At 65.4% G+C, this 19,677-nt stretch carries 17 protein-coding genes; 10 read left to right on the top strand and 7 right to left on the bottom strand.

The features are described from left to right. Positions 1-61 precede the first annotated feature (61 nt). A complete protein-coding gene (locus tag ACODSM_RS13720; protein ID WP_488805645.1) occupies positions 62-2,872 on the bottom strand; it encodes a DEAD/DEAH box helicase in 2,811 nt (936 codons plus the stop codon). 39 nt (positions 2,873-2,911) lie between these two features. Next, the gene (locus tag ACODSM_RS13725; protein WP_488805646.1) at positions 2,912-3,784 is read right to left on the bottom strand and encodes a helix-turn-helix transcriptional regulator; all 873 of its coding nucleotides are present in this window, start codon (positions 3,782-3,784) and stop codon (positions 2,912-2,914) included. A gap of 166 nt (positions 3,785-3,950) precedes the next feature. Here ACODSM_RS13725 and ACODSM_RS13730 point away from each other — a divergent pair, with 166 nt between their 5' ends. The 3 genes from ACODSM_RS13730 to ACODSM_RS13740 all read left to right on the top strand — a co-directional run bounded on the left by ACODSM_RS13730 (position 3,951) and on the right by ACODSM_RS13740 (position 7,382). After that, positions 3,951-4,427 carry a DUF3237 domain-containing protein gene (locus tag ACODSM_RS13730; RefSeq protein WP_015014028.1) on the top strand — a complete coding sequence of 159 codons (477 nt, stop codon included), beginning with the start codon at positions 3,951-3,953 and terminating at the stop codon, positions 4,425-4,427. A 69-nt stretch (positions 4,428-4,496) separates the two neighbouring features. Beyond that, on the top strand, positions 4,497-5,534 hold the full coding sequence (locus ACODSM_RS13735; protein WP_488805647.1) for a Bug family tripartite tricarboxylate transporter substrate binding protein: 1,038 nt from the start codon (positions 4,497-4,499) through the stop codon (positions 5,532-5,534). 168 nt (positions 5,535-5,702) lie between these two features. Then, complete coding sequence (locus tag ACODSM_RS13740; protein ID WP_488805648.1) at positions 5,703-7,382, top strand: DUF6351 family protein; 1,680 nt, start codon at positions 5,703-5,705, stop codon at positions 7,380-7,382. 79 nt (positions 7,383-7,461) lie between these two features. On the opposite strand, the gene ACODSM_RS13745 is transcribed toward ACODSM_RS13740, so the two are convergent. The 3 genes from ACODSM_RS13745 to ACODSM_RS13755 form a co-directional block, all read right to left on the bottom strand. Continuing rightward, positions 7,462-7,977, bottom strand: coding sequence for a hypothetical protein (locus ACODSM_RS13745; RefSeq protein WP_488805649.1), 516 nt, complete (start codon positions 7,975-7,977; stop codon positions 7,462-7,464). 96 nt (positions 7,978-8,073) lie between these two features. Then, on the bottom strand, positions 8,074-8,325 hold the full coding sequence (locus tag ACODSM_RS13750; RefSeq protein WP_488805650.1) for a GlsB/YeaQ/YmgE family stress response membrane protein: 252 nt from the start codon (positions 8,323-8,325) through the stop codon (positions 8,074-8,076). A gap of 83 nt (positions 8,326-8,408) precedes the next feature. Beyond that, on the bottom strand, positions 8,409-9,116 hold the full coding sequence (locus ACODSM_RS13755; protein WP_488805651.1) for an adenylate/guanylate cyclase domain-containing protein: 708 nt from the start codon (positions 9,114-9,116) through the stop codon (positions 8,409-8,411). Between the two features lie 159 nt (positions 9,117-9,275). Here ACODSM_RS13755 and ACODSM_RS13760 point away from each other — a divergent pair, with 159 nt between their 5' ends. Then, positions 9,276-9,725 (top strand): hypothetical protein, encoded by a 450-nt coding sequence (locus ACODSM_RS13760; RefSeq protein ID WP_488805652.1) that lies wholly within the window; start codon positions 9,276-9,278, stop codon positions 9,723-9,725. A gap of 44 nt (positions 9,726-9,769) precedes the next feature. Here the strand turns inward: ACODSM_RS13760 and ACODSM_RS13765 are convergent, their stop codons facing one another. Next, positions 9,770-10,357: a C40 family peptidase gene (locus tag ACODSM_RS13765; RefSeq protein ID WP_343736248.1), complete on the bottom strand. Its 588-nt coding sequence runs from the start codon at positions 10,355-10,357 to the stop codon at positions 9,770-9,772. 166 nt (positions 10,358-10,523) lie between these two features. On the opposite strand from ACODSM_RS13765, the gene ACODSM_RS13770 reads away from it, so the two are divergent. The 3 genes from ACODSM_RS13770 (at position 10,524) to ACODSM_RS13780 (ending at position 14,376) form a co-directional block, all read left to right on the top strand. Next, positions 10,524-11,717 carry a PQQ-dependent sugar dehydrogenase gene (locus ACODSM_RS13770; RefSeq protein ID WP_488805653.1) on the top strand — a complete coding sequence of 398 codons (1,194 nt, stop codon included), beginning with the start codon at positions 10,524-10,526 and terminating at the stop codon, positions 11,715-11,717. 149 nt (positions 11,718-11,866) lie between these two features. Beyond that, entirely contained in the window at positions 11,867-13,438 is a 1,572-nt protein-coding gene (locus ACODSM_RS13775; RefSeq protein ID WP_488805654.1) for a thymidine phosphorylase family protein, read from the top strand. Positions 13,439-13,440: 2 nt separating this feature from the next. Further along, positions 13,441-14,376: a ribose-phosphate diphosphokinase gene (locus ACODSM_RS13780; protein WP_291442934.1), complete on the top strand. Its 936-nt coding sequence runs from the start codon at positions 13,441-13,443 to the stop codon at positions 14,374-14,376. Positions 14,377-14,744: 368 nt separating this feature from the next. Here ACODSM_RS13780 and ACODSM_RS13785 read toward each other — a convergent pair whose 3' ends face one another. Then, on the bottom strand, positions 14,745-15,647 hold the full coding sequence (locus ACODSM_RS13785) for a LysR family transcriptional regulator (protein ID WP_042423659.1): 903 nt from the start codon (positions 15,645-15,647) through the stop codon (positions 14,745-14,747). 126 nt (positions 15,648-15,773) lie between these two features. Here ACODSM_RS13785 and ACODSM_RS13790 point away from each other — a divergent pair, with 126 nt between their 5' ends. From ACODSM_RS13790 to ACODSM_RS13800, 3 genes are read left to right on the top strand one after another with little or no spacing between them, the layout of a single operon-like run. Continuing rightward, the gene (locus tag ACODSM_RS13790; RefSeq protein ID WP_042423661.1) at positions 15,774-17,114 is read left to right on the top strand and encodes an MFS transporter; all 1,341 of its coding nucleotides are present in this window, start codon (positions 15,774-15,776) and stop codon (positions 17,112-17,114) included. A gap of 37 nt (positions 17,115-17,151) precedes the next feature. Then, positions 17,152-18,339 carry a M20 aminoacylase family protein gene (locus ACODSM_RS13795; protein ID WP_060986504.1) on the top strand — a complete coding sequence of 396 codons (1,188 nt, stop codon included), beginning with the start codon at positions 17,152-17,154 and terminating at the stop codon, positions 18,337-18,339. A gap of 3 nt (positions 18,340-18,342) precedes the next feature. After that, positions 18,343-19,269, top strand: coding sequence for a glutaminase (locus ACODSM_RS13800; RefSeq protein WP_042423665.1), 927 nt, complete (start codon positions 18,343-18,345; stop codon positions 19,267-19,269). Positions 19,270-19,677: the final 408 nt, after the last annotated feature.

Raw genomic sequence — 19,677 nt, forward strand, 5'->3', positions numbered from 1 at the left:
CATTGATTGATAGCTGCCAGCGCATGATTTGCCAGCGCTACAAGGCAAAAACGCCCAAAACTCAGGTTTCAGGTGGCTGCAGCGGCCGGGGCCGCCGTTTGCCTGTACCGCCCCAGCGCAGCGCGTCTTCGCCGGGGATGCCCAGCGGGTTGTTGGCCGGTTCGGTCAGGGGCGCGAGCAGTACGTGCAGATCAGCCTCACTGAACTTGACCGCGCCCTCGGCATCGTGCCCCAGCACGCCCTGGGCCAGCGCGGCCTTGCGGGCTTGCAGCTCCAGCATGCGCTCCTCAATGCTGCCTTCCACCACTAGCTTGTAGACGAACACGGGCTGGTCTTGCCCGATGCGGTGGGCGCGGGCGGTGGCCTGTTCTTCGACGGCGGGGTTCCACCAGGGGTCCAGGTGGATCACGGTGTCGGCGGCCGTGAGGTTCAGGCCCAGGCCACCGGCCTTGAGGCTGACCAGCAGGATGGGGGCGCTGGTTGCGTCCTGCGCCTGGAACTGCCGCACCACCGCGCCGCGCTGGCGGGGCGGCGTCTGGCCCGTGAGGGTGAGGTAGGGCAGGGCCAGGGTATCGAGCAGCTCAGCCGCCAGCGCCAGCATTTCGGTGAACTGCGAGAACACCAGAACGCGGCGGCCTTCATCGACCAGGGCGGGCAGCAGGTCGGCCAGCAGTTCGAGCTTGGCGCGCTCCATCGAGTGCGATGTTTTCGTGGTGCCTTTGACGAGGCGTGGATCGCAGCAGACCTGGCGCAGTTTCAGCAGGGCATCGAGGATGGCGATTTGTGAACCTTCAAAGCCCTGGCGCTCCAGCGCACGGCGCACCTGTTTGTCGGCCGTGGTGCGCACGGCCTCGTACAGCTCGCGCTGCTTGCCTTGCAACTGCACGCGCAGGATGGTTTCGGTGCGTGGTGGCAGTTCGGTGGCAACGTCCTGCTTGCGGCGGCGCAGGATGAAGGGGCGTACGCGCTGCGACAGCAGCTGGGCGCGCAGGGTTTCGCCGTTTTCTTCGATGGGCTTGCGCCAGCGGGCGTTGAAGCTGCGCACATCACCCAAAAAGCCGGGCATCAAAAAGTCGAACTGCGCCCACAGCTCGCCCAGGTGGTTCTCCAGCGGCGTGCCCGTCAGGCACAGCAGGTGTGGCGCCCGCAGTTTCCGCAGGGCGCGGGCGCTGCGACTGCCTGCGTTTTTCACCATCTGGGCTTCGTCCAGGATCAGCAGGTGAAACGGCTGCGCGGCCAGCGCCTCCACATCGCGCCAGAGCAGCGGGTAGGTGGTCAGCACCAGATCATGGTCTGCGATGTGCAGGTAGCGTTTGCCGCGGTCCGCGCCATGCAGGGCCAGCACGCGCAGGCTGGGCGCCATGCGCGCGGCCTCGGCCTGCCAGTTGAAGAGTAGCGAGGTGGGTAGCACCACCAGCGCCGGGCGCTTCAGCCGCCCGGCCTCTTTTTCGGTCAGCACGTGGGCCAGCGTCTGTGCGGTTTTGCCCAGGCCCATGTCGTCGGCCAGGATGCCGCCCAGGCCCTGGGCGCGCAGGTACTGCAGCCAGGCAAGGCCTTCGAGCTGGTACGGGCGCAGCTGCACCTGCAGGCCCTGCGGTGCGGCCACCGGCTGGGGCGTGCCGATGGAGCGCAGGCGCTTGGCGAGCTGCGCCAGGCCCACATCGCCCTGCAATTGCCAATCGTTGTTCCACCCGTTCACCGTGCCCACGCGGTGCGCCTGCACCAGCCCGGCGCGCAGGGCCTCGATGCGGCGGGCCTCCCACGCGCCCAGGCGCAGTGGGTCGCCATCCTTGAGTTGTCTGCGGGTGGGGTCGGTCAGCAGGTCCACCATGGCGCCCACGATGGCCTTGAGCGGCCCGGCGGGCGCCTCGATGCGCTTGCCGCCGGGCGCACGCAGCGAAATGATGGCGATGTCGTCGATGGCGGCCATCTGCTGCGCGTTGAGCCAGCGGGCGTCGCGGCGCAACAGGTCGGCCAGCATGGGGGCCAGGTCCAGCGTTTCGCCGTCGATCTCTATGCCCAGGCTGAGCAGCCAGGCGCCCTCGCGCTCGGGCAGCATGAGCTTTTGCACGGGGCGCTCTCGCGGGGCCAGCGGGCCGTCCACTTCCTTGCCCAGCAACTCGCCGGTGTCGGGGGCAATCAGCAGCTTCCAGCGCTGCACGGGCACGCTTTCGTGCGCAAAGCCGGGGTGCACCACCACGCTCCAGCCCTCGGAGCGCAGCTGCGGAACCACGTCGGCCCAGAAGTCGCCAAAGTGCGCCTCCTGCGCCAGCGTCCACACAGGGCCCAGCGTGGTAGCGGCTGCGCGGTGGCGCCACTGCAGGCTTTTGGGGTCTACAGGGGTCAGTCCCAGGTCCCACACGCGGTCCATGGCGTCGGCTTCAGCCGCCAGGTTGCGCTGCATGCGCACCACCGGGCCACCGGTGTCGAACAGGTCTTGCACCGGGGCCGGGCGCGCGTTGAGGATGGAGGTGGGGGCCGGCGTCTGCCAGGTGGCGCCATCGTCGGTGCGGTAGGTCCAGTCGATCTGCACCAGCGTCACGCTGTCACCGCGCGGGCCCAGCTTGCCCTGGGGCGCCATGCCCAGCAGGCCGTCGCCCCGGCCCAGGGTCATGAGTGTGATGCGTGGGCGGAAGTGGCCGGGGACGACGCCATCGGGCGTGGCAGGCGTCGCGCTGTGGCCCGGCCGGTGCCCGCCATCGCCCCGCAGCTGGGCCATGACCTGCGCGGCCTCGGCATCGGTCAGTGGGGGCAGCTGCTGCAGGGCGGCGCTGTCAGCCCGGTTGCGCAGGGCCTGGGCCCATTGCGCGACCACGTGGGCACGGCCTGCAGGGGGCGTGGGTGGAACGGGCAACGGCGGCAAGCTGGGCATGGGCTGGCATTGTGCCCATGCGCAGTGCGGCGCTGGACGCTAAGCGCTGCGTTGGGTGCCCAGCGCCAGCGCAAACAGCTCGTTGCGAAAGTGGATGCCCAGGCGGCTGAACGCGCGGTTGCGGTAGGTTTTGACGGTGGGCAGGCTCAGGCCCAGGTCGCAGGCAATGCCTTCCTGCGTCATGCCTTGCAGCAGGCGGGCGCACACGTCCAGCTCGCGCTCGGTCAGCCCTGGGTGGGCGCGCAGCAGGCGTTCGCGCAACGCAGGCAGGCTGTGGGACAGCGCGGGGGCTGTAGCCTGTGGCGGGGGCTGCAGTGCGGGTTGCAGCACGCCGGGACGCTGTGCCAAGGCGATGTGTTTGCGGGTCAGCGCCAGCAGCACCGGGGCCATGCCCTCAAAGTCGCTGATCTGCCGGTCCTGAAACGGCTTTTGGTGCTGGTGGCGGTAGAAGTTGACGGCGAAGACCGAGCCATCGCTCTCGTGTTCCACCACCGACACCCGCTCGGCCACGCCATGGGCTTCGTACACGCGGGCGCGGTGTTCTGCGTCCACCTCGGGCGCGGTCAGGTGGCACAACTGGGTGGGTGCTTCGGCGGGGGCGGCTTCGTCCAGCGAGCGGCCCCAGGTGCGGTCGGTGCGGTAGGGGCCCGACAGGTAGGCCCACCAGCAGTCCTGTGTGGTGTCGGGAATACCGTAACTGGCCGACATGAACAAGGTGGGTTTGCAATGGCGCCCAGTGCGGTACACCGACCACGACGCTGCGGGCAGCACGGGTGCCAGCTCCTGCAGCATGCCGCAGGCGAACCCGTCGTCGCCCAGCTGGTGAACCATGGCGCCCAGGGCCGAACCCGTGAGGTTGGGCGTGGGGGCAATGCCGCTGCCCGAGGTGCTTGCAGGGAGCCAATGCCTCATGGGTTGCGCGGGGTGTGCCGGGTGGGCGTTGTCATGCCTGTCATCTTCAGGGATGACAGGGGTCAAGCACCACGGGATTTACGCTAGGTGCAACCCCGCAAGCAGGCTGGGTGCAAGCCGTCCAGCATGCGCCATCCCCTTGCCAGACACCCGAAAGATGGAGCCCATGACCGAACCCGTGCCCTTTGTGGAACCCCGTTTGCGATTTTTTGCCGACCTGCGCGTGGAGGTGGGCGTACCCCAGGAGGTGGGCCGCACCGTACACGGCCTGCGCCGGCTCATCCCCATCCTGGGCGGGAAAGCCCTGGGCGATGGCTGGCAGGCCCGGGTGATGCCTGGCGGGGCGGATTTTCAGCTCATCGTGAGCGACACCCTGGCCGAGCTGGACGCGCGCTACACGCTGGAGGCGGATGGCGGCGACCTGATCTATGTGCAAAACCGCGCTGTGCGGTCCGGCCCGCCGGAGCTGATGGCCCGCCTGGTGCGTGGCGAGGTGGTCGACCCAGCGCAGATCTACTTTCGCTGCAGCCCCCAGTTCGAGACAGCGTCTCCCGCGCTGCGCTGGATCGGGGAGCGCATGTTCACGGGCACCGGCGCGCGGTTTCCCGATGCCGTGGCCATGCGGTTCTGGGAGCTGATGTAGCCGCACCGCAGCCCTGCAAGTCCTTTTTTGATGACCGACAGCACACAACAACACCCTGGAGACCTTGTCATGACCTCTTTTTCCACGCTCACCCGCACCCTGTCCCGTGGACTGTCCCGCCGCCACGCCCTGCGCAGCGTCTGCCTGGCAGCTACGGTGGCGGCGGGCCTGGCCCCTGCCACCGGCGCCCTGGCGCAGACGGCAAGTTACCCCAACAAGCCGGTGCGCATCATCGTGGGCTTTCCGGCGGGCACCGGGCCGGACATCGTGGCGCGGCTGCTGGCGCAGAAGCTGTCGGAAGGCTGGGGCAACCTGGGCGTGATCGTGGACAACAAGCCCGGCGCCGGTGGCCTGATCGCTGCGACCGAGGCCGCACGCGCCGCCCCCGATGGCTACACGCTGATGCTGGGCGAAACCGGCCAGCTCAGCATTGCGCCCAGCAGCTACAACAAGCTGCCCTACGACCCGCAAAAGGACTTTGCGCCCGTGAGCCAGGTGGTCACTGCCGACTTTGCACTGCTCGTCAACCCACAAAAGGTGCCGTCGCGCAATGTGAAGGACTTTGTGACCTGGACCCAGCAACAAAAGGGCCTGTTCCTGGCCACCTTTGGCGCGGGCACGCCGGGTCACTTCGGCGCCTTCATGTTTGGCGAAGCCGTGAAGCTCAAGCCCGAACCAGTGCACTACAAAAACACCACCGATGCGCTGGGCGGCCTGTTCAGCGGTGACGTGCAGGGCGTGTTTGCCAGCGTAGGCCTGGCCGCGCCCAACGTGAAGGCCGGCAAGCTGGTGGCGCTGGGCACCACAGGCGGTACCCGGTCCAACGCACTGCCCGATGTGCCCACCATCAAGGAGCAGGGCTACCCCAGCCTGGAGTTCAACTCGTGGTTTGGCATCGTGGCCCCGGCCAAGACGCCCCCCGAGATCGTCGCCAAGCTGAGCGCCGACATCATCAAGGCCGTGCAGTCGCCTGAGGGCAAGGCCAAGATGGAAGAGGCCGGCTTCCGCGTGACGGGCACCAACCGCGAGGAGTTCGCCCGCATCATTGCGGCCGACACGGTCACTTGGGGCAAGGCCGTGGCCGCCACGGGCTTCAAGGCCGACTGAGTCTGTACGGGCCCGTTATCACAGGGCGCACAGCCCTGCGATAGCAGCAAGGCCCTTCGCCCTCCAATAAATCTGCGCACCTTCTTCTGCGACGCCCTGACGGCCGTCGCCGGGCATTCCTGCGCCGATGGTTCAACCCCACAAGACCGATTCACCGAGGAGACCACCATGCCATCCCTGTCATTGGACACCCCCATCGCGCAACGCGTTGCGCTGCCCGCCGCCGTGCTGCTGCCGTTATTGCTCAGTGCCTGCGGCGGCGGCAACGCCGTGCTGGTGACCGAGAGCGCTAACCCGGCCGCCGCTTGCGCCGCATTGAGCACCAACGCGCAGCTCAGCAACACCAACTTGTCCACCAGCTATGTGCCCCCCGGCACACGCCGCCCCGGTGGTGCTGCGACGGGCGACTTTTTGCCTGGGCACTGCGTGGTCACGGGCGCCATCAACCCGCGTGTGGGTGTGGATGGCAAGAACTATGCGATCGGTTTTCAGCTCAGCCTGCCCGACCGGTGGAACGGGCGTTTTCTGTTCATCGGCGGGGGCGGCAATGACGGCATCCTGCGCGACACCTCGCTCAGCTCCAGCATTTCGGGCGGCACGCCGTCGCCGCTGGGGCAGGGCTTTGCGGTGGTGTCCACCGATGCGGGTCATACCGGCACCAGCGCCAGCTTTGGCGCCGACCCGCAGGCGCGCATCGACCATGCCTACAACTCCTACGACAAGACAGCCGTGGCCTCCAAGTCGCTCATCAGCACGCGCTACGGCCGCAAACCGGACTACTCCTACTTCTCGGGCTGCTCAGGCGGTGGGCGCCAGGGCATGATGTTCTCGCAGCGGTTCCCAGACTACTTTGACGGCATCACCGCCGGGGCGCCCGCGATGCGTGTGTCCAGCGGCGCCACCGTCGCCGCGATGTGGAACACCATCCAGTTCAACGCGATTGCGCCGCAGGATGCCAGTGGCAACCGCATCCTCTCCAAGGCCTTCAGCAACAGCGACCTCAAACTGGTGGCCAACGCGGTCAATGCCACCTGCGACGCCGCCGACGGCGTGGTGGATGGCCTGGCCCAGAACGTCAATGCCTGCAAGGCGTTCGACCCCGCCGTGCTGCAATGCACGGGCGGCAAGACCGAAAGCTGCCTGTCGTCTGCCCAGGTGGGCGCGCTCAAGAGCGTGTTTGCCGGGCCCCGTAACTCTGCCGGCAAGGCGCTGTACACCGGCCAACCGTGGGACGCCGGGCTGGCGGCACCGGGCTGGCGGTCGTGGACGCTGGGCAACTCGACCACGGCCACGCCCGATGCGCGCTACATCACGTTGATGGTGGATGCCCTGGTCAACGAGTTCTTCACACCGCCCGATCTGTCGTTCAACCCGCTGGCGTTCAACTTCGACACCGACCCCGCACGCATGGCAGCATACTCGGCCATCTACGACACCTACGCCGACGACAAGCTGGCGGCCTACAAGCAGCGCGGCGGCAAGCTGTTGTTCATCCACGGCATGTCCGACCCGATCTTCTCGGCGTTTGACACCGTGGACTACTACGAACGCCTGGCGGCGAACAACGGCGGCGTGGCGGCGACGCAGAGCTTTGCGCGGACCTTTCTGGTGCCGGGCATGAACCACTGCTCGGGCGGTCCGGCTACCGACAACTTTGACTCGATCCAGACCATGGTGGACTGGGTGGAGAAGGGCATCGCACCGCAAAGCATTGCGGCCAAGGCGCTGCCCACCAACACCGACTTCCCCGACCGCACGCGTCCGCTGTGCCCCTACCCGCAATTTGCCAAGTACAAGGGCTCGGGCAGTGTGGAAGATGCCAGCAGCTTTGTCTGCTCGGCGAGTTGACGCGCAGCCGGTACGGCGTCGCTACGAAGGAAAAAGGGCCCCCGGGCCCTTTTTTTTTATTGCCATCGGGCTCGGGGAGTCAGTGTCTTACCGCCGAGGCTGACGCCGGTGGCGGCAAGCGCAGTTGGGCCTGCTGCACCACACGGATGCAGTCACGCAGATGCTGCTCGCCCAGGTAGCGCAGGGTGGCGTAGCCGATGGTGGCCGCCACCGCCTGGCCTGCCAGGGGCACGTATTTGGCGACCTGCTTGGTGCTGAGGCGCAGCCCCACGGTCTGGGTCGCCCGCAAGACCAGCTCGCGGGTGATCAGCTTGCCGATGAGCACAGACCCCACCAAGCCCACCGCCTTTTGCACCTGCTCCCGCTTTTTGGGGTCCAGCTGGTCGATCTGCTCGGCTGTGAGGCCGAACTCTGCGTTGATCTGGGGGATCAGGCGGGAGAGCAGGGCGGCATCCACCGCCCAATCCAGCCCCGGCACAGGCACCACGCTGGCCGCTGCTGCCACCACCGCGCGGCGGTGCAGCAGCTTGCGGGCGCGGCGCACGGCCGCAGCCAGTTCAGGGTCTCCGGCAGCCATTTGCAGTGAGGTGGGCATGGGTGGCAATTTGAAAGAGGGTGGGTGGACGAACGTGGGTGTTTAAGAACAGGTTCTAAGCACCGATGTGGGCAGCTCAGCGCGCTTTATCAAGTCTCAAGACTTGCCCTTGACGAAGCCGTACACCACCAGCAGGGCGACGGCTCCAAGCACCGAGGCAATCCAGCCAGCGCTGTCCCCCTGCGCATACCAGCCCATGGCCATACCAACATAGCTGGCCAGAAAAGAGCCTGCAATACCCAGCAGCGCCGTCATGATCCAGCCCAGCTTGTCGTCCCCGGGTTTGACGGCCCGGGCGATCAGGCCCACCACCAAACCAATCAGCAACATCCCCAGCAATGACAGCATGTTTTTCCCCTTGATAGTTGGTTCAGACGATGGAGTCACTTTACAGATCGGGCAGTCCAAATGCTGTCGGACAATGCCCCCTGTCAGCGTCCCGCCGGCAGGGATGTGGTGGGAGATGCGGCCGCCGAGGGATGCAAGGGGCGGTCAAAAAGGCAGCGATCAAAGCGGTAAGCGTGCAATTCCATCCCCGATATCTGGTGGTCGGTGCGTGAGCACACGTAGCGCCCAGTGGGCAGGCTGGTCCAGGCCGCCTCGGTGAGCAGGATCTCGTTGGCCATGGCAATGTCTTCGCCCAGTTTGCAGGCGCAGTTCATTTCGGGACCAAACAGGTCTTCGCGCGCAATCACCAGGGTGGGGCCAAAGCCAATGCCTGCGCTCACGTTCAGCGCCCGCTCGGGGGGGAGCACGGTGTTCATGGCGCTCAGGGCGCGCAGGGTGTCCAGGGCGGCCTCGAGCGCTTGCTCGGGCGTGGCGAAGACTGCAAACAGGTTGTCGGCCTCCTGCTTGATGACCTCGCCGCCGTTGCCTTCAATGGCCGGGCGCGCCGCCTGCTCCATCTGGTGGATCATCGCCAGGAAATGGATGATGCCGTGGCTCTGGGTGATGCGTGAGAAGCCGCACATGTCCAGCACCAGAATGGCCACGCTGCGCACAAACGCCTGTTCAATCGCGGCATCAATCACGCCGGTGCCGCTTGCAGGCGTCTGGTTGCGCTCAGACAGCAGGCGCCGTAGATAGCCCTTGTCATGTGCAGCCGCTGCGTGGGGAGGCAGTGCGGGAGAGTGGTTCATGGCAATGCCCTGTGGGTGGTGTCCGACATGGTAGCGCGGCCCATGCTGGCGCTTTGCAGGTCGTGCACGGGGCTACAGTGGGGCATGCAAAGGGCGGTTGGGTGCATGTCGCAATTGCAACCGCCGCAGACTTCATCAAGACAGAAAGGTGTACCGACCATGTTCACTTCGTCCTTCACTCCCCTCACTTCTGGCTCCGTCGCATCGGCCGGGGCCCAGCGCCGGTTTTGGAGCCGATGGGTGGCGCGTCCAGCTGCCGTACTGGTGTCGGCCCTGGCCTTGGGCGGTGCGCTGTCGTTACCGGCCGCTGCGCAGTCCCAAAGCGACGAGGCCTCGCTGGCGCGGGGTGCAGTGCCTGACACTACCCCACAGCAGCGTTACCAGTCTGCAATTCGTGAAGCGGGCGGTGGGCTCAAGGTGAGCCTGGAGGAGTGCCGTGCCATGCCGACGGCTGAACGCAAGGGGTGTGAGTCCGAGGCCCGGGCGCGCTACCAAGCCGATATGGCAGCTGCCAAGGCGCTGCTGCGAGGCGATCCATCTGCTGGGCCCGTCAATGTGACGGGTGGCCCGATCCGCAGCACCGAGACGGTGTACGTGGTCAAGCCCTGATCCCCAGGGCTTGCTAGTGGGGCAAGCCGGGAGCGTTTCAAGCGCTACTTCTGCGCTTGGGGTGCCTGGGCGCTCTCGACACCTTCGCCGGGGGTTACGCGGCGCGCACCGTTGAAGCGGCGCGCCCAGTAGGCGATGCTCATGTCTTCCACTCGAATCTCTGAGCCGCTGCGGGGCGAGTGGATGAACTTGCCATCTCCCACGTAAATGCCCACGTGGCTGAAGTTGCGGCGCATGGTGTTGAAAAACACCAGGTCGCCGGGTTGGAGTTCTTTCTTGTCGATGACCTGGGTGGCAGCCGCCTGCTGATCGGCACGGCGGGGCAATAGCAGGCCTACGGTCTGTTCGTAGATGGCGCGCACAAAGCCGCTGCAGTCAAAACCGGTTTCGGCACTGTTGCCGCCGCGCTTGTAGGGCACGCCCAAAAAGCCCATGGCGTTGACCACCAGGTCACCCGCATGGCCGGCAACAGTCTGGGCCTTGTCTGCCACCTTGTGGCTCACGTCTTCGAGTCGGGTGAGAAGCCCTTTGTCCGCGAGCAAGCGGTCCATATCGTCAGAATTGGTGCCCTGGGGCGCAGCATGCGCTGCGGTGGCGCAGGCAAGGATGAGAATGCAGAACCATCTGGACATGGGGGCGAAGGGTAACACGATATGGTTATTTATAAAAAATAATCGTTTTTACAAGCTGTTGATTTCATTCAGATAAATCGTTGATTCCAGCCTTTTCACAGGCAAATGCAGCTTGCAAGATGTGCGCCACACGGGCGTTGTACCGCGCTGGTGCAGGACGTAAAGCATGGCCCGGAAATACAAGGAGGTTGAAGGCATGGGTTGGACACCAAATCGGCCGGTGGCGATAGTGCGCAAAGCGCAGCTAGCTCTGTTTTTGATAGTGACAGGCGCGCAGACCGGCGCCCATGCCCAAAACGCACCCGCCCCTGCGCCAGCGGTGTCACTGGTGCCCGTTGCCACCGGTTTGGTGCATCCCTGGGCGGTGGCCTTTTTGCCCGGCGGGCAGTTTTTGGTGACCGAGCGCCCGGGGCGCCTGCGCGTGGTCAGTGCAACGGGGCAGGTGGGGCCTGCGCTGGCAGGGGTCCCGCCGGTGGCAGCGGGCGGGCAAGGCGGCCTGCTGGACGTGGTGACCGACAACGACTTCGCCCGCACCCGCCGTATCTACTTTTGTTTTGCCGAGCCCGCCGCTGGTGGCACGGCGGGCAACAGCACGGCGGTGGCGCGCGCCACCCTGTCGGCAGATGCTAGTAGTCTGCAGGACGTGCGCATCATCTTCAGCCAGCGGCCCAAGGTCGAGAGCGCGCTGCACTTTGGCTGCCGCATTGCCCAGGCCGGTGACGGCAACCTGTTTGTGGCGTTGGGCGAGCGCTACCACCGCAAGGACGACGCCCAAAAGCTCGACAACCACCACGGCAAGGTCATCCGCATCACCCCGGACGGAGCAGCGCCGCCCGACAACCCCTACGTGAAACAGCACGGCGCCTTGCCCGAGATCTGGAGCTATGGCCACCGCAACCCCCAGGGCGCCACCATGGGCCCCGACGGCAGGCTGTGGATGCACGAACATGGCCCACAGGGCGGCGACGAAATCAATCTGCCCCAGCCAGGGCGCAACTACGGCTGGCCTGTGATCACCTACGGTGAGAACTATGGCGGCGGCAAGATGGGCGAAGGCACAGCGCGCGCAGGCATGGAACAGCCGCTGCACCAGTGGACACCGTCCATCGCCCCCTCGGGCATGGCGTTTCTGACCAGCACGCGCTACGGCACGGCGTGGCAGGGCAGCCTGTTTGTCGGGTCGCTCAAGTTTGGCACCCTGCACCGGCTGGAGGTGGCGGGTGGCAAGGTGCAGAAGGAAGAACGGCTGTTGCAAGGCAACGGTGAGCGCATTCGCGACGTGCGCCAGGGGCCCGACGGCCTGCTGTACCTGCTGACCGACAGCCCGCAAGGGCGGTTGTTGCGCCTGCGTCCCCGGTGAGCGGGCTCAGAATCTTGATGCAGATCATGTGAGCGGGAAGATATGCAGCGCAATCGCGCCAGGGCGGGAAGCTCCCGGGGGCTGAGCGGGCACTTTGGCGTTAGGCTGGCGTGATGCCTTCCGCGACATCTTCCTTACCCGCATCTGCCATGCCCGCGGCCCCGGCCGACGACGCGCCGCCGCGCTCCCAGCTGGCCCTTCGCCGAGTGGCCATCGACACCTGGCGCGAAAACGTGGCCTACCTGCACCGCGACTGCGCCGTGTACCGGGCCGAGGGCTTCCAGGCGCTGTCCAAGATCGAGGTGCGCGCCAACGGGCTGCGCATCCTGGCCACGGTGAACGTGGTGGACGACTCCGCCATCGTCGGCTGCCACGAGCTGGGCCTGTCGGAGGACGCCTTTGCCCAGTTGGGCGTGGAGCCCGGCTACAAGGTGGCCGTGGCCCAGGCCGAGCCGCCCGAATCCATGGGGGCGCTATTCCGCAAGATCGCGGGCGAGCGCCTGGGGCGCGCGGATTTCCGCGCCATCGTGCGCGACATTGCCGACCACCGATATTCCAAGATCGAGCTCACAGCCTTTGTCGTCGCCTGCAACCGCGACGAACTCGACCGCGAGGAGGTGTACTTCCTCTCCGACGCCATGGTCCAGACCGGCCAGCGGCTGGACTGGCACGCCCCGCAGGTGGTGGACAAGCACTGCATCGGCGGCATCCCGGGCAACCGCACCTCCATGCTGGTGGTTCCCATCGTCGCTGCGCACGGCATGCTGTGCCCCAAGACCTCCTCACGCGCCATCACCTCGCCCGCCGGCACGGCCGACACCATGGAGGTGCTGGCCCACGTGGAACTGCCGCTGGAGCAGTTGCAGGCCATCGTGCGCGACCACCACGGCTGCCTGGCCTGGGGCGGCACGGCTCAGCTCTCGCCCGCCGACGACGTGCTCATCTCCGTGGAGCGGCCGCTGTCCATCGACTCCGCTGGGCAGATGGTGGCGTCCATTCTGTCCAAGAAGATCGCCGCGGGCTCTACCCACCTAGTGCTAGACATCCCCATCGGCCCTACGGCCAAAGTGCGGTCTATGCCCGACGCGCAGCGCCTGCGTCGCCTTTTCGAATATGTGGCGCAGCGCATGGGCCTGTCACTGGACGTGGTCATCACCGACGGGCGCCAGCCCATAGGCAACGGCATAGGCCCCATGCTGGAGGCGCGCGACGTGATGCGCGTGCTGGAGAACGACCCGCGCGCACCCAACGACCTGCGCCAGAAGGCCCTGCGCCTGGCGGGCCGCCTGATCGAGTGCGACCCCGACGTGCGCGGCGGCGACGGCTACGGCATCGCGCGCGACATCCTCGACTCCGGCCGCGCACTGGCGCGCATGCGCGACATCATCGCCGCGCAGGGCGCCAAGGAGTTCGACCACAACAGCCCCAACCTTGGCGCGCTGCAATTCGAGATCTGCGCACCCGCCGCCGGCGTTGTGGCGGGCATAGACAACCAGCAGATCGCCCGCATCGCCCGCCTGGCCGGCGCACCCAAGGTGCAGGGCGCGGGCGTGGACCTGCTGTGCAAGCTCGGCGACGCCGTGACCCCGGGCCAGCCCATGTACCGCGTGCATGCGGGTTTCCCGGCCGACCTGGAATTTGCCCGCCAGGCCAGCCATCGCGCCAGCGGCTACCGCATCGGCAGCGCCGACAAGGTGCCCCACGTGTTCGTGGAGTTCTGAGCATGGCCGCGCCCGACGCCCCCGCGGCCTGCCTGCTGCACTTCGACGGCGAACGCGCCGCCGCCGCCCGCCTGGCCGCCGCCTGCGGCCTTCCTGCGCTGGAGATCGCGCGCCACCGCTTCCCAGACGGCGAGCTCAAGCTCACCCTGCCGGTGGACGCCGCGGGCCAACTGCCCGCACGCGCCGTGCTGCTGCGCAGCCTGGACCAGCCCAACGAAAAACTCATCGAGCTGCTGCTCGCCGCGCGCAGTGCGCGCAGCCTGGGCGTGCGCCAGCTCATGCTGGTGGCGCCCTACCTGGCTTATATGCGCCAGGACATCGCCTTCCACCCTGGCGAGGCCGTGAGCCAGCGAATCGTCGGCCCCTTTCTCGCCAGCCTGTTCGACGCCGTGGTCACCGTGGACCCGCACCTGCACCGCGTCGCCACGTTCGACGATGCCGTCCCCGCCGCGCGCACCGTGGCCCTGAGCGGCGCGCCGCTGCTGGCCGACTGGATCGTGCAGCAGCGCCCCGGCGCGCTGCTGGTGGGCCCCGACGGCGAATCCGCCCAATGGGTGGCCCAGGCCGCCGCGCGCCACGTCCTGGAGCACGCCGTGTGCACCAAGGAGCGACACGGCGACCGCAGCGTCACCATCCACCTGCCACCCGTGGCCGTGCAGGGCAGGGCGGTGGTGCTGCTCGACGACATGGCCAGCACCGGCCACACCCTGGCCCAGGCGGCGCGGCTGCTGCTGCAGGCGGGCGCTGCCTCGGTGGACGTGGCGGTGACGCACGCGCTGATCGACGCAGAGGCCCTGGCCGCGCTGCACGCAGCAGGGGTGGGAGAGTTCTGGAGCACGGATTGCGTGGCGCACCCTACAAACGCGGTGGCGATGGCGGTGGAGCTGGCGCGGGGGGTGGGGCAGTTGTGGGGCTTGGGGGCTGATATTCCCGGTTGAATGTGTTTGCCCGCCTGGATATGTAGCACTGTCGGCCATGGTCCAGCAGCTGGGTTTCTGGTGGCCGGCTTCTGTGACACGACGGTTTGCAGCAGCCGACTCGTTCCAACTACTTGTCAATTTTTGGCGAGCGACCGCTTGGGCAAGCATCGGGGGCGCCAAAACTGCAAATTCATCGGCCCGATTTCACCCCAACCCTTCGGGCAAGTGTCTTGCCGGGCGGTCTGCGGCGTTGCGGCGCTTGTGGATAGCCGAGCTGTACGCTGCGCCCCGCGCCTTGCATCCCAACACAGCAAAGGACTCGTGCGACTCCAAAAAGACTTTGAACCAAGGCTTTTGGAAGATTTAGCGTGGCCCACAAGGGGCTCTCAGTCATGCAGATGCTCGGCTACAAACTGGCGAAAAATTCCCATGGCAGGCGCTTCAGTACGGTCGGCCAGGGTAACGAACGCAAAGTGTGCGCCCTCGTTCAACGCCGGAGTGATGGGCAACTCCACCAAGCTACCGGCAGCGATGGCTTCACGCGCGGGCCTGACGAGGCCGAGGAACACCGCGTCACTGCCTTGTACCGCGTATAACAAACTGTTGACATCGTTGCAACGCAAGGTCACTGCGACCTGGGGATCCGCTGCGGGTCCATAGCGGGTGATCAGAAGACGTGCCAACTCCGGATTGAGTGAAGTCGACGCTAACGGATAGCGTTGGAGGTGTGCAAATGTAATGGGGGTGTTGAGTTTGGCAAGGGGGTGACCCACGCGACAGATGAAACCACCGCGCATTTGGCCCAAATCTTCGATCAACAGGTCATCAGCTGGCGTGACGCTGCGTAGATCCACGACCAGTGCGTCGAATCCACGTTCGCGCAAGCGCCTGGTCTGCAACTCCGGGGGGCCGGATTCGAGGCTGACCTGCACTCTTGGATGCATGCAAGCCATGTAACTCAGAAAAGGCTGCATCAGCAGTGCAGTCGGCCCCGCGCCGAGCCCAATGCGAATGACCCCCAAGTAGCCTTCTTGCAATAGCTGTGCGCTGCGTTTTAGCTCAACGGCATCCAGCACCATGCGGCGCGCCCGGCTTGCAACGGTCTGGCCGAACGGCGTCAACTCGTTGCGCTTGCCCATTCGGTCGATCAGACGTGCTCCGAGGTCGTCTTCGAGGGTCTGGATGCTGCGACTCAGGGCGGACTGGGTGATGTGGCACCGCTCCGCGGCGCGGCTGAACGAACCGGTGTCCGCCACAGCCAGCAGGTACTCCAGATGGCGCAGGTTCATTTCCTTAGTCGCATGAGTTTTTTGAATGCATTCTGAATAAATTATGCATTAGACGCATTTGATCATGATTCATATGATTTCGCACGCTGTCGTCCAGGGCAGCAGCAATCATCCGGAGACAAATTCATGGGCGTTCAAAATTCCAGTATGGGCGACGTCGCGTTGCCGCCCACATCCCAGGGCGTATCGAACAATTTAACTGCCGCGACGAGCAAGGTGCAGCCCCGCGTCGTGGCTGCAACAGTGGCGGGCAACGCGCTGGAGTTCTTTGATTTCACCACCTACGCGTTCTTCGCGGTGTATATCGGCCAGACCTTCTTTCCTGCTGACGAGCCGCTGGTCACGGTGATGCTGTCGGTAGCGGTCTTTGGCGTTGGCTTCATCACGCGCCCTTTGGGCGGGCTGCTGATCGGCTCTTTTGCTGATCGTGTCGGACGCAAGCCGGCCATGCTGTTGACCATTGCGCTCATCACGATCGGCACGATCGGCATGGCGCTCACCCCCTCGTACGCAAGCATCGGATTGGCGGCACCCATCATCGTCATTGCCTGTCGGCTGGTGCAGGGGCTGGCCCTGGGCGGCGAGGTCGGGCCGTCTACGACGTATCTGATCGAGATCGCCCCCCCGGGCCGGCGTGGCCTGTATGGCAGCTGGCAGCTTGCCAGCCAGGGCATAGCGTCGCTGGCGGCTGGCGTCGTCGGCATCGTGCTCACGCTGGCGCTAAGCAAGGAGCAGATGCTGGCGTGGGGTTGGCGTATCCCTTTTTTGCTCGGTCTGGCATTGATCCCCATTGCTTTCTTTCTGCGCCGCCACATGCCTGAGAGCCTCGAGCATCCCACGCATAGCGGACCCATCAAGAGCCCGCTGGCCGATATCCGGCACCATCTGCGCCCGATCATGCTGGCGCTCATGGTGATCCTGGGTGTGACGATCTCGACCTATGCGGCGATCTACATGACCACTTATGCCGTGACCACGCTCAAGCTCTCCGCGACGATCGCCATGTCGGCGACCATCGTATTCGGCGTGGCGACCTGGGCGGGTGCGCTGCTGGGGGGCTGGCTGTCAGATCTGTATGGGCGCAAACCTGTGATGCTCTGGGCTCGCGTGGCATTGTTTGTTCTGGTCTATCCGGCTTATATGCTGCTCATCGACCATACCAGCGTTGCCACTCTGGCACTGGCGACTGCGCTGCTGGCATTGCTCACGGGCATTGGTGGCGCGCCAACGCTGGTGGCCATCCCGGAGCTGTTCCCTGGTCATGTACGCGCGCTCGGGCTGTCGATTGCCTATGCCTTTGGTGTGGCGCTGTTTGGCGGCACCGCGCAACTGGTGATCACCTGGCTGATCAAGGTGACCAACAACCCGGCGGCGCCAGCGCTCTACGTACTTATCACCAGCTTGATCGCCATCGTCGGCATTCTGCTCATGCGCGAAACCGGCGGTGATAAGGAACTACAGAAATGATCACCAGGCGAATTTTTCCGGACTGTGAGTTCATAGCATGACTGTTCAAGACACCTTGCAGGCGGTACGCGCACACGAAGACGAGTTCATCGCTTTGCGCCGTGATATCCATCAGCACCCCGAGCTGCCATTCGAAGAGCTGCGCACCAGTGATTTGGTGGCTGCACGACTGCGGGACTGGGGTTACCACGTTGAGCGCGGCCTGGGCGGAACCGGTGTGGTCGGGCAACTCCAGCGTGGCGACGGCAAGCGCACCCTGGGTCTGCGCGCGGACATGGATGCACTGCCGATCCAGGAGGCCACGGGACTGCAGTACGCAAGTCGCAACCAAGGCGTCATGCACGCCTGCGGCCACGACGGACATACGGCCATGCTGTTGGCGGCAGCCAAGGTGCTGGCAGAGCAGGGTGACTTCTCAGGGACACTCAACCTGATCTTCCAGCCCGCAGAGGAATACGGCACCAGCGACTGTGGCGCCGTACGCATGATCAACGACGGCCTGTTCGACAAATACCCATGTGACGCTGTCTTCAGCATGCACAACATGCCCGGCTGGCCACAGGGGCACTTGATCTTTCGCGAAGGCCCAATGATGGCCTCCTCTGACAAGGTCTACATTACGCTGGTAGGCCACGGTGGTCACGGTGCTGTGCCGCACAAGACAGCCGATCCGGTGGTGGCGGCAGCCAGCCTGGTGATGGCGTTGCAGACCGTGGTCTCGCGCAATGTCGATCCACTACAAACAGCGGTGGTGACCGTGGGGGTGTTGCAATCCGGACGCGCCAATAACGTCATCCCCGACAGCGCATATCTCGAGCTGAGCGTGCGCGCGCTCGATTCTGAGGTGCGCAGTCTGCTGCAGCAGCGCATTACCGAAATCACCCACGCTCAGGCGCAGAGCTTTGGCGTCAAGGCTGAAATCGACTACCGGCGCGGCTACGCGGCACTGGTCAACAGCAAGGACGAAACCGACTTCGCCCGCCAGATTGGCAGCGAATTGGTTGGTGCCGAGCGCGTCGTGCTGCAGGCCCCGCCGCTCACCGGCAGCGAAGACTTCGCTTTCATGCTGGAGAAGTGCCCCGGCAGCTACCTGTTGATCGGAAACGGGGATGGCGACAAGCTGGGCGCCTGCATGGTGCACAACCCGGGTTACGACTTCAACGACGCCAACCTGGCCATTGGCGCTGCATACTGGGCGCTGCTGGCGCGGCGTTATCTGGTTTGAACGATGGACCGTGCCGCTTTGGAAACGCTCCAGAGCTTTCTGGTAGGGCTCGACGCGCGCATGAAGCGCGCACACAAACGCGGCCAGGTGGCGCACTACATTCCGCAACTGGCCAGCGTTGATGTGCATCAGTTCGGGATCAGTGTGTGCCTGGCCAGTGGTGAGCAGCTGAGCGCGGGCGACGCTGCGACACCGTTTTCGATCCAGAGCATCTCAAAGGTCTTCTCACTGGCGATCGCATTGGGCCGTCACGGCGACCGGCTCTGGAAGCGGGTGGGCAAGGAACCATCTAACTACACCTTCAACTCGGTCATTGAGCTTGAGCAGGAAGGCGGCAAACCGCGCAATCCTTTCGTCAATGCGGGTGCACTGGTCACCACCGACGCCATGCTTGATGCGCCCGACGCGGGCGGCGGACTCGACGAACTGATGGATTTCGTTCGCACGGCGGCTGGAGATGACCGGATCTCGATTGATGAACAGGTTGCCGCCTCGGAATACCGCACGGCCTACCGCAACTTCTCCCTGGCGTACTTTCTACGCTCGTGCGGCAATCTGCACACGGAATGCGAACGGCTTCTGCAGATTTACTGTCGCCAATGCGCGATCGCGATGAACTGCCAGCAATTGGCCAGCGTCGGCCGGTTCCTGGCCGGCTTCGACTCCGCAGCCCACCTGCTGAGCCCAGCTCAGGCACGCAGTGTCAACGCCTTGATGCTGGTCGCGGGGCACTATGATGGTTCAGGCGACTTCGCCTATTCGGTCGGCTTCCCCGGCAAGAGTGGCGTCGGAGGCGGCATTCTTGCCGTCGTTCCGGGACATGCATCGATCGCTGTCTGGTCTCCTGGCCTGAATGCGTTTGGCAATTCACTGCTCGGCACGCGCGCGCTGCAAGAGTTGTCAGAGTTCACTGGCTGGTCGGTGTTCTGAGGTGCAGACTTTATCGTTTACCTCGACATGAACAGCCCCGGATTTTGAGCAGGCTGGTTGGTTTGAATGAAGGTCGGTGAGACTGCCTCGCCCGCCGATTGCCGCCAGACGGCTTGGAGCTCCGGCATGATCGGCCAGCCTGAGCAAGGCAATCCCAGCGACTCTGCGATGACGTTGCACTCCAGCTTGGCAAGGCACTCCTGAATCAACGGAGGCCCGGCAAGACCGGCCCGTGATGTTGCCCTTTGCGTCATCCCGGGTGGTCATGGCGACCGCCGGCCCGGATTCCAGCGGGTAAGAGCCTTGTTCAGAGCCAAGGGTTGCATGAAGCTACCGCCCAGCTCCTGCCAGACAAGCGCGCTGGGGCCTGCCCGCAAAGTTCAAGATACGCCTGCTGGTGCAAAGCCC

Source organism: Acidovorax sp. FG42 (assembly GCF_057809195.1).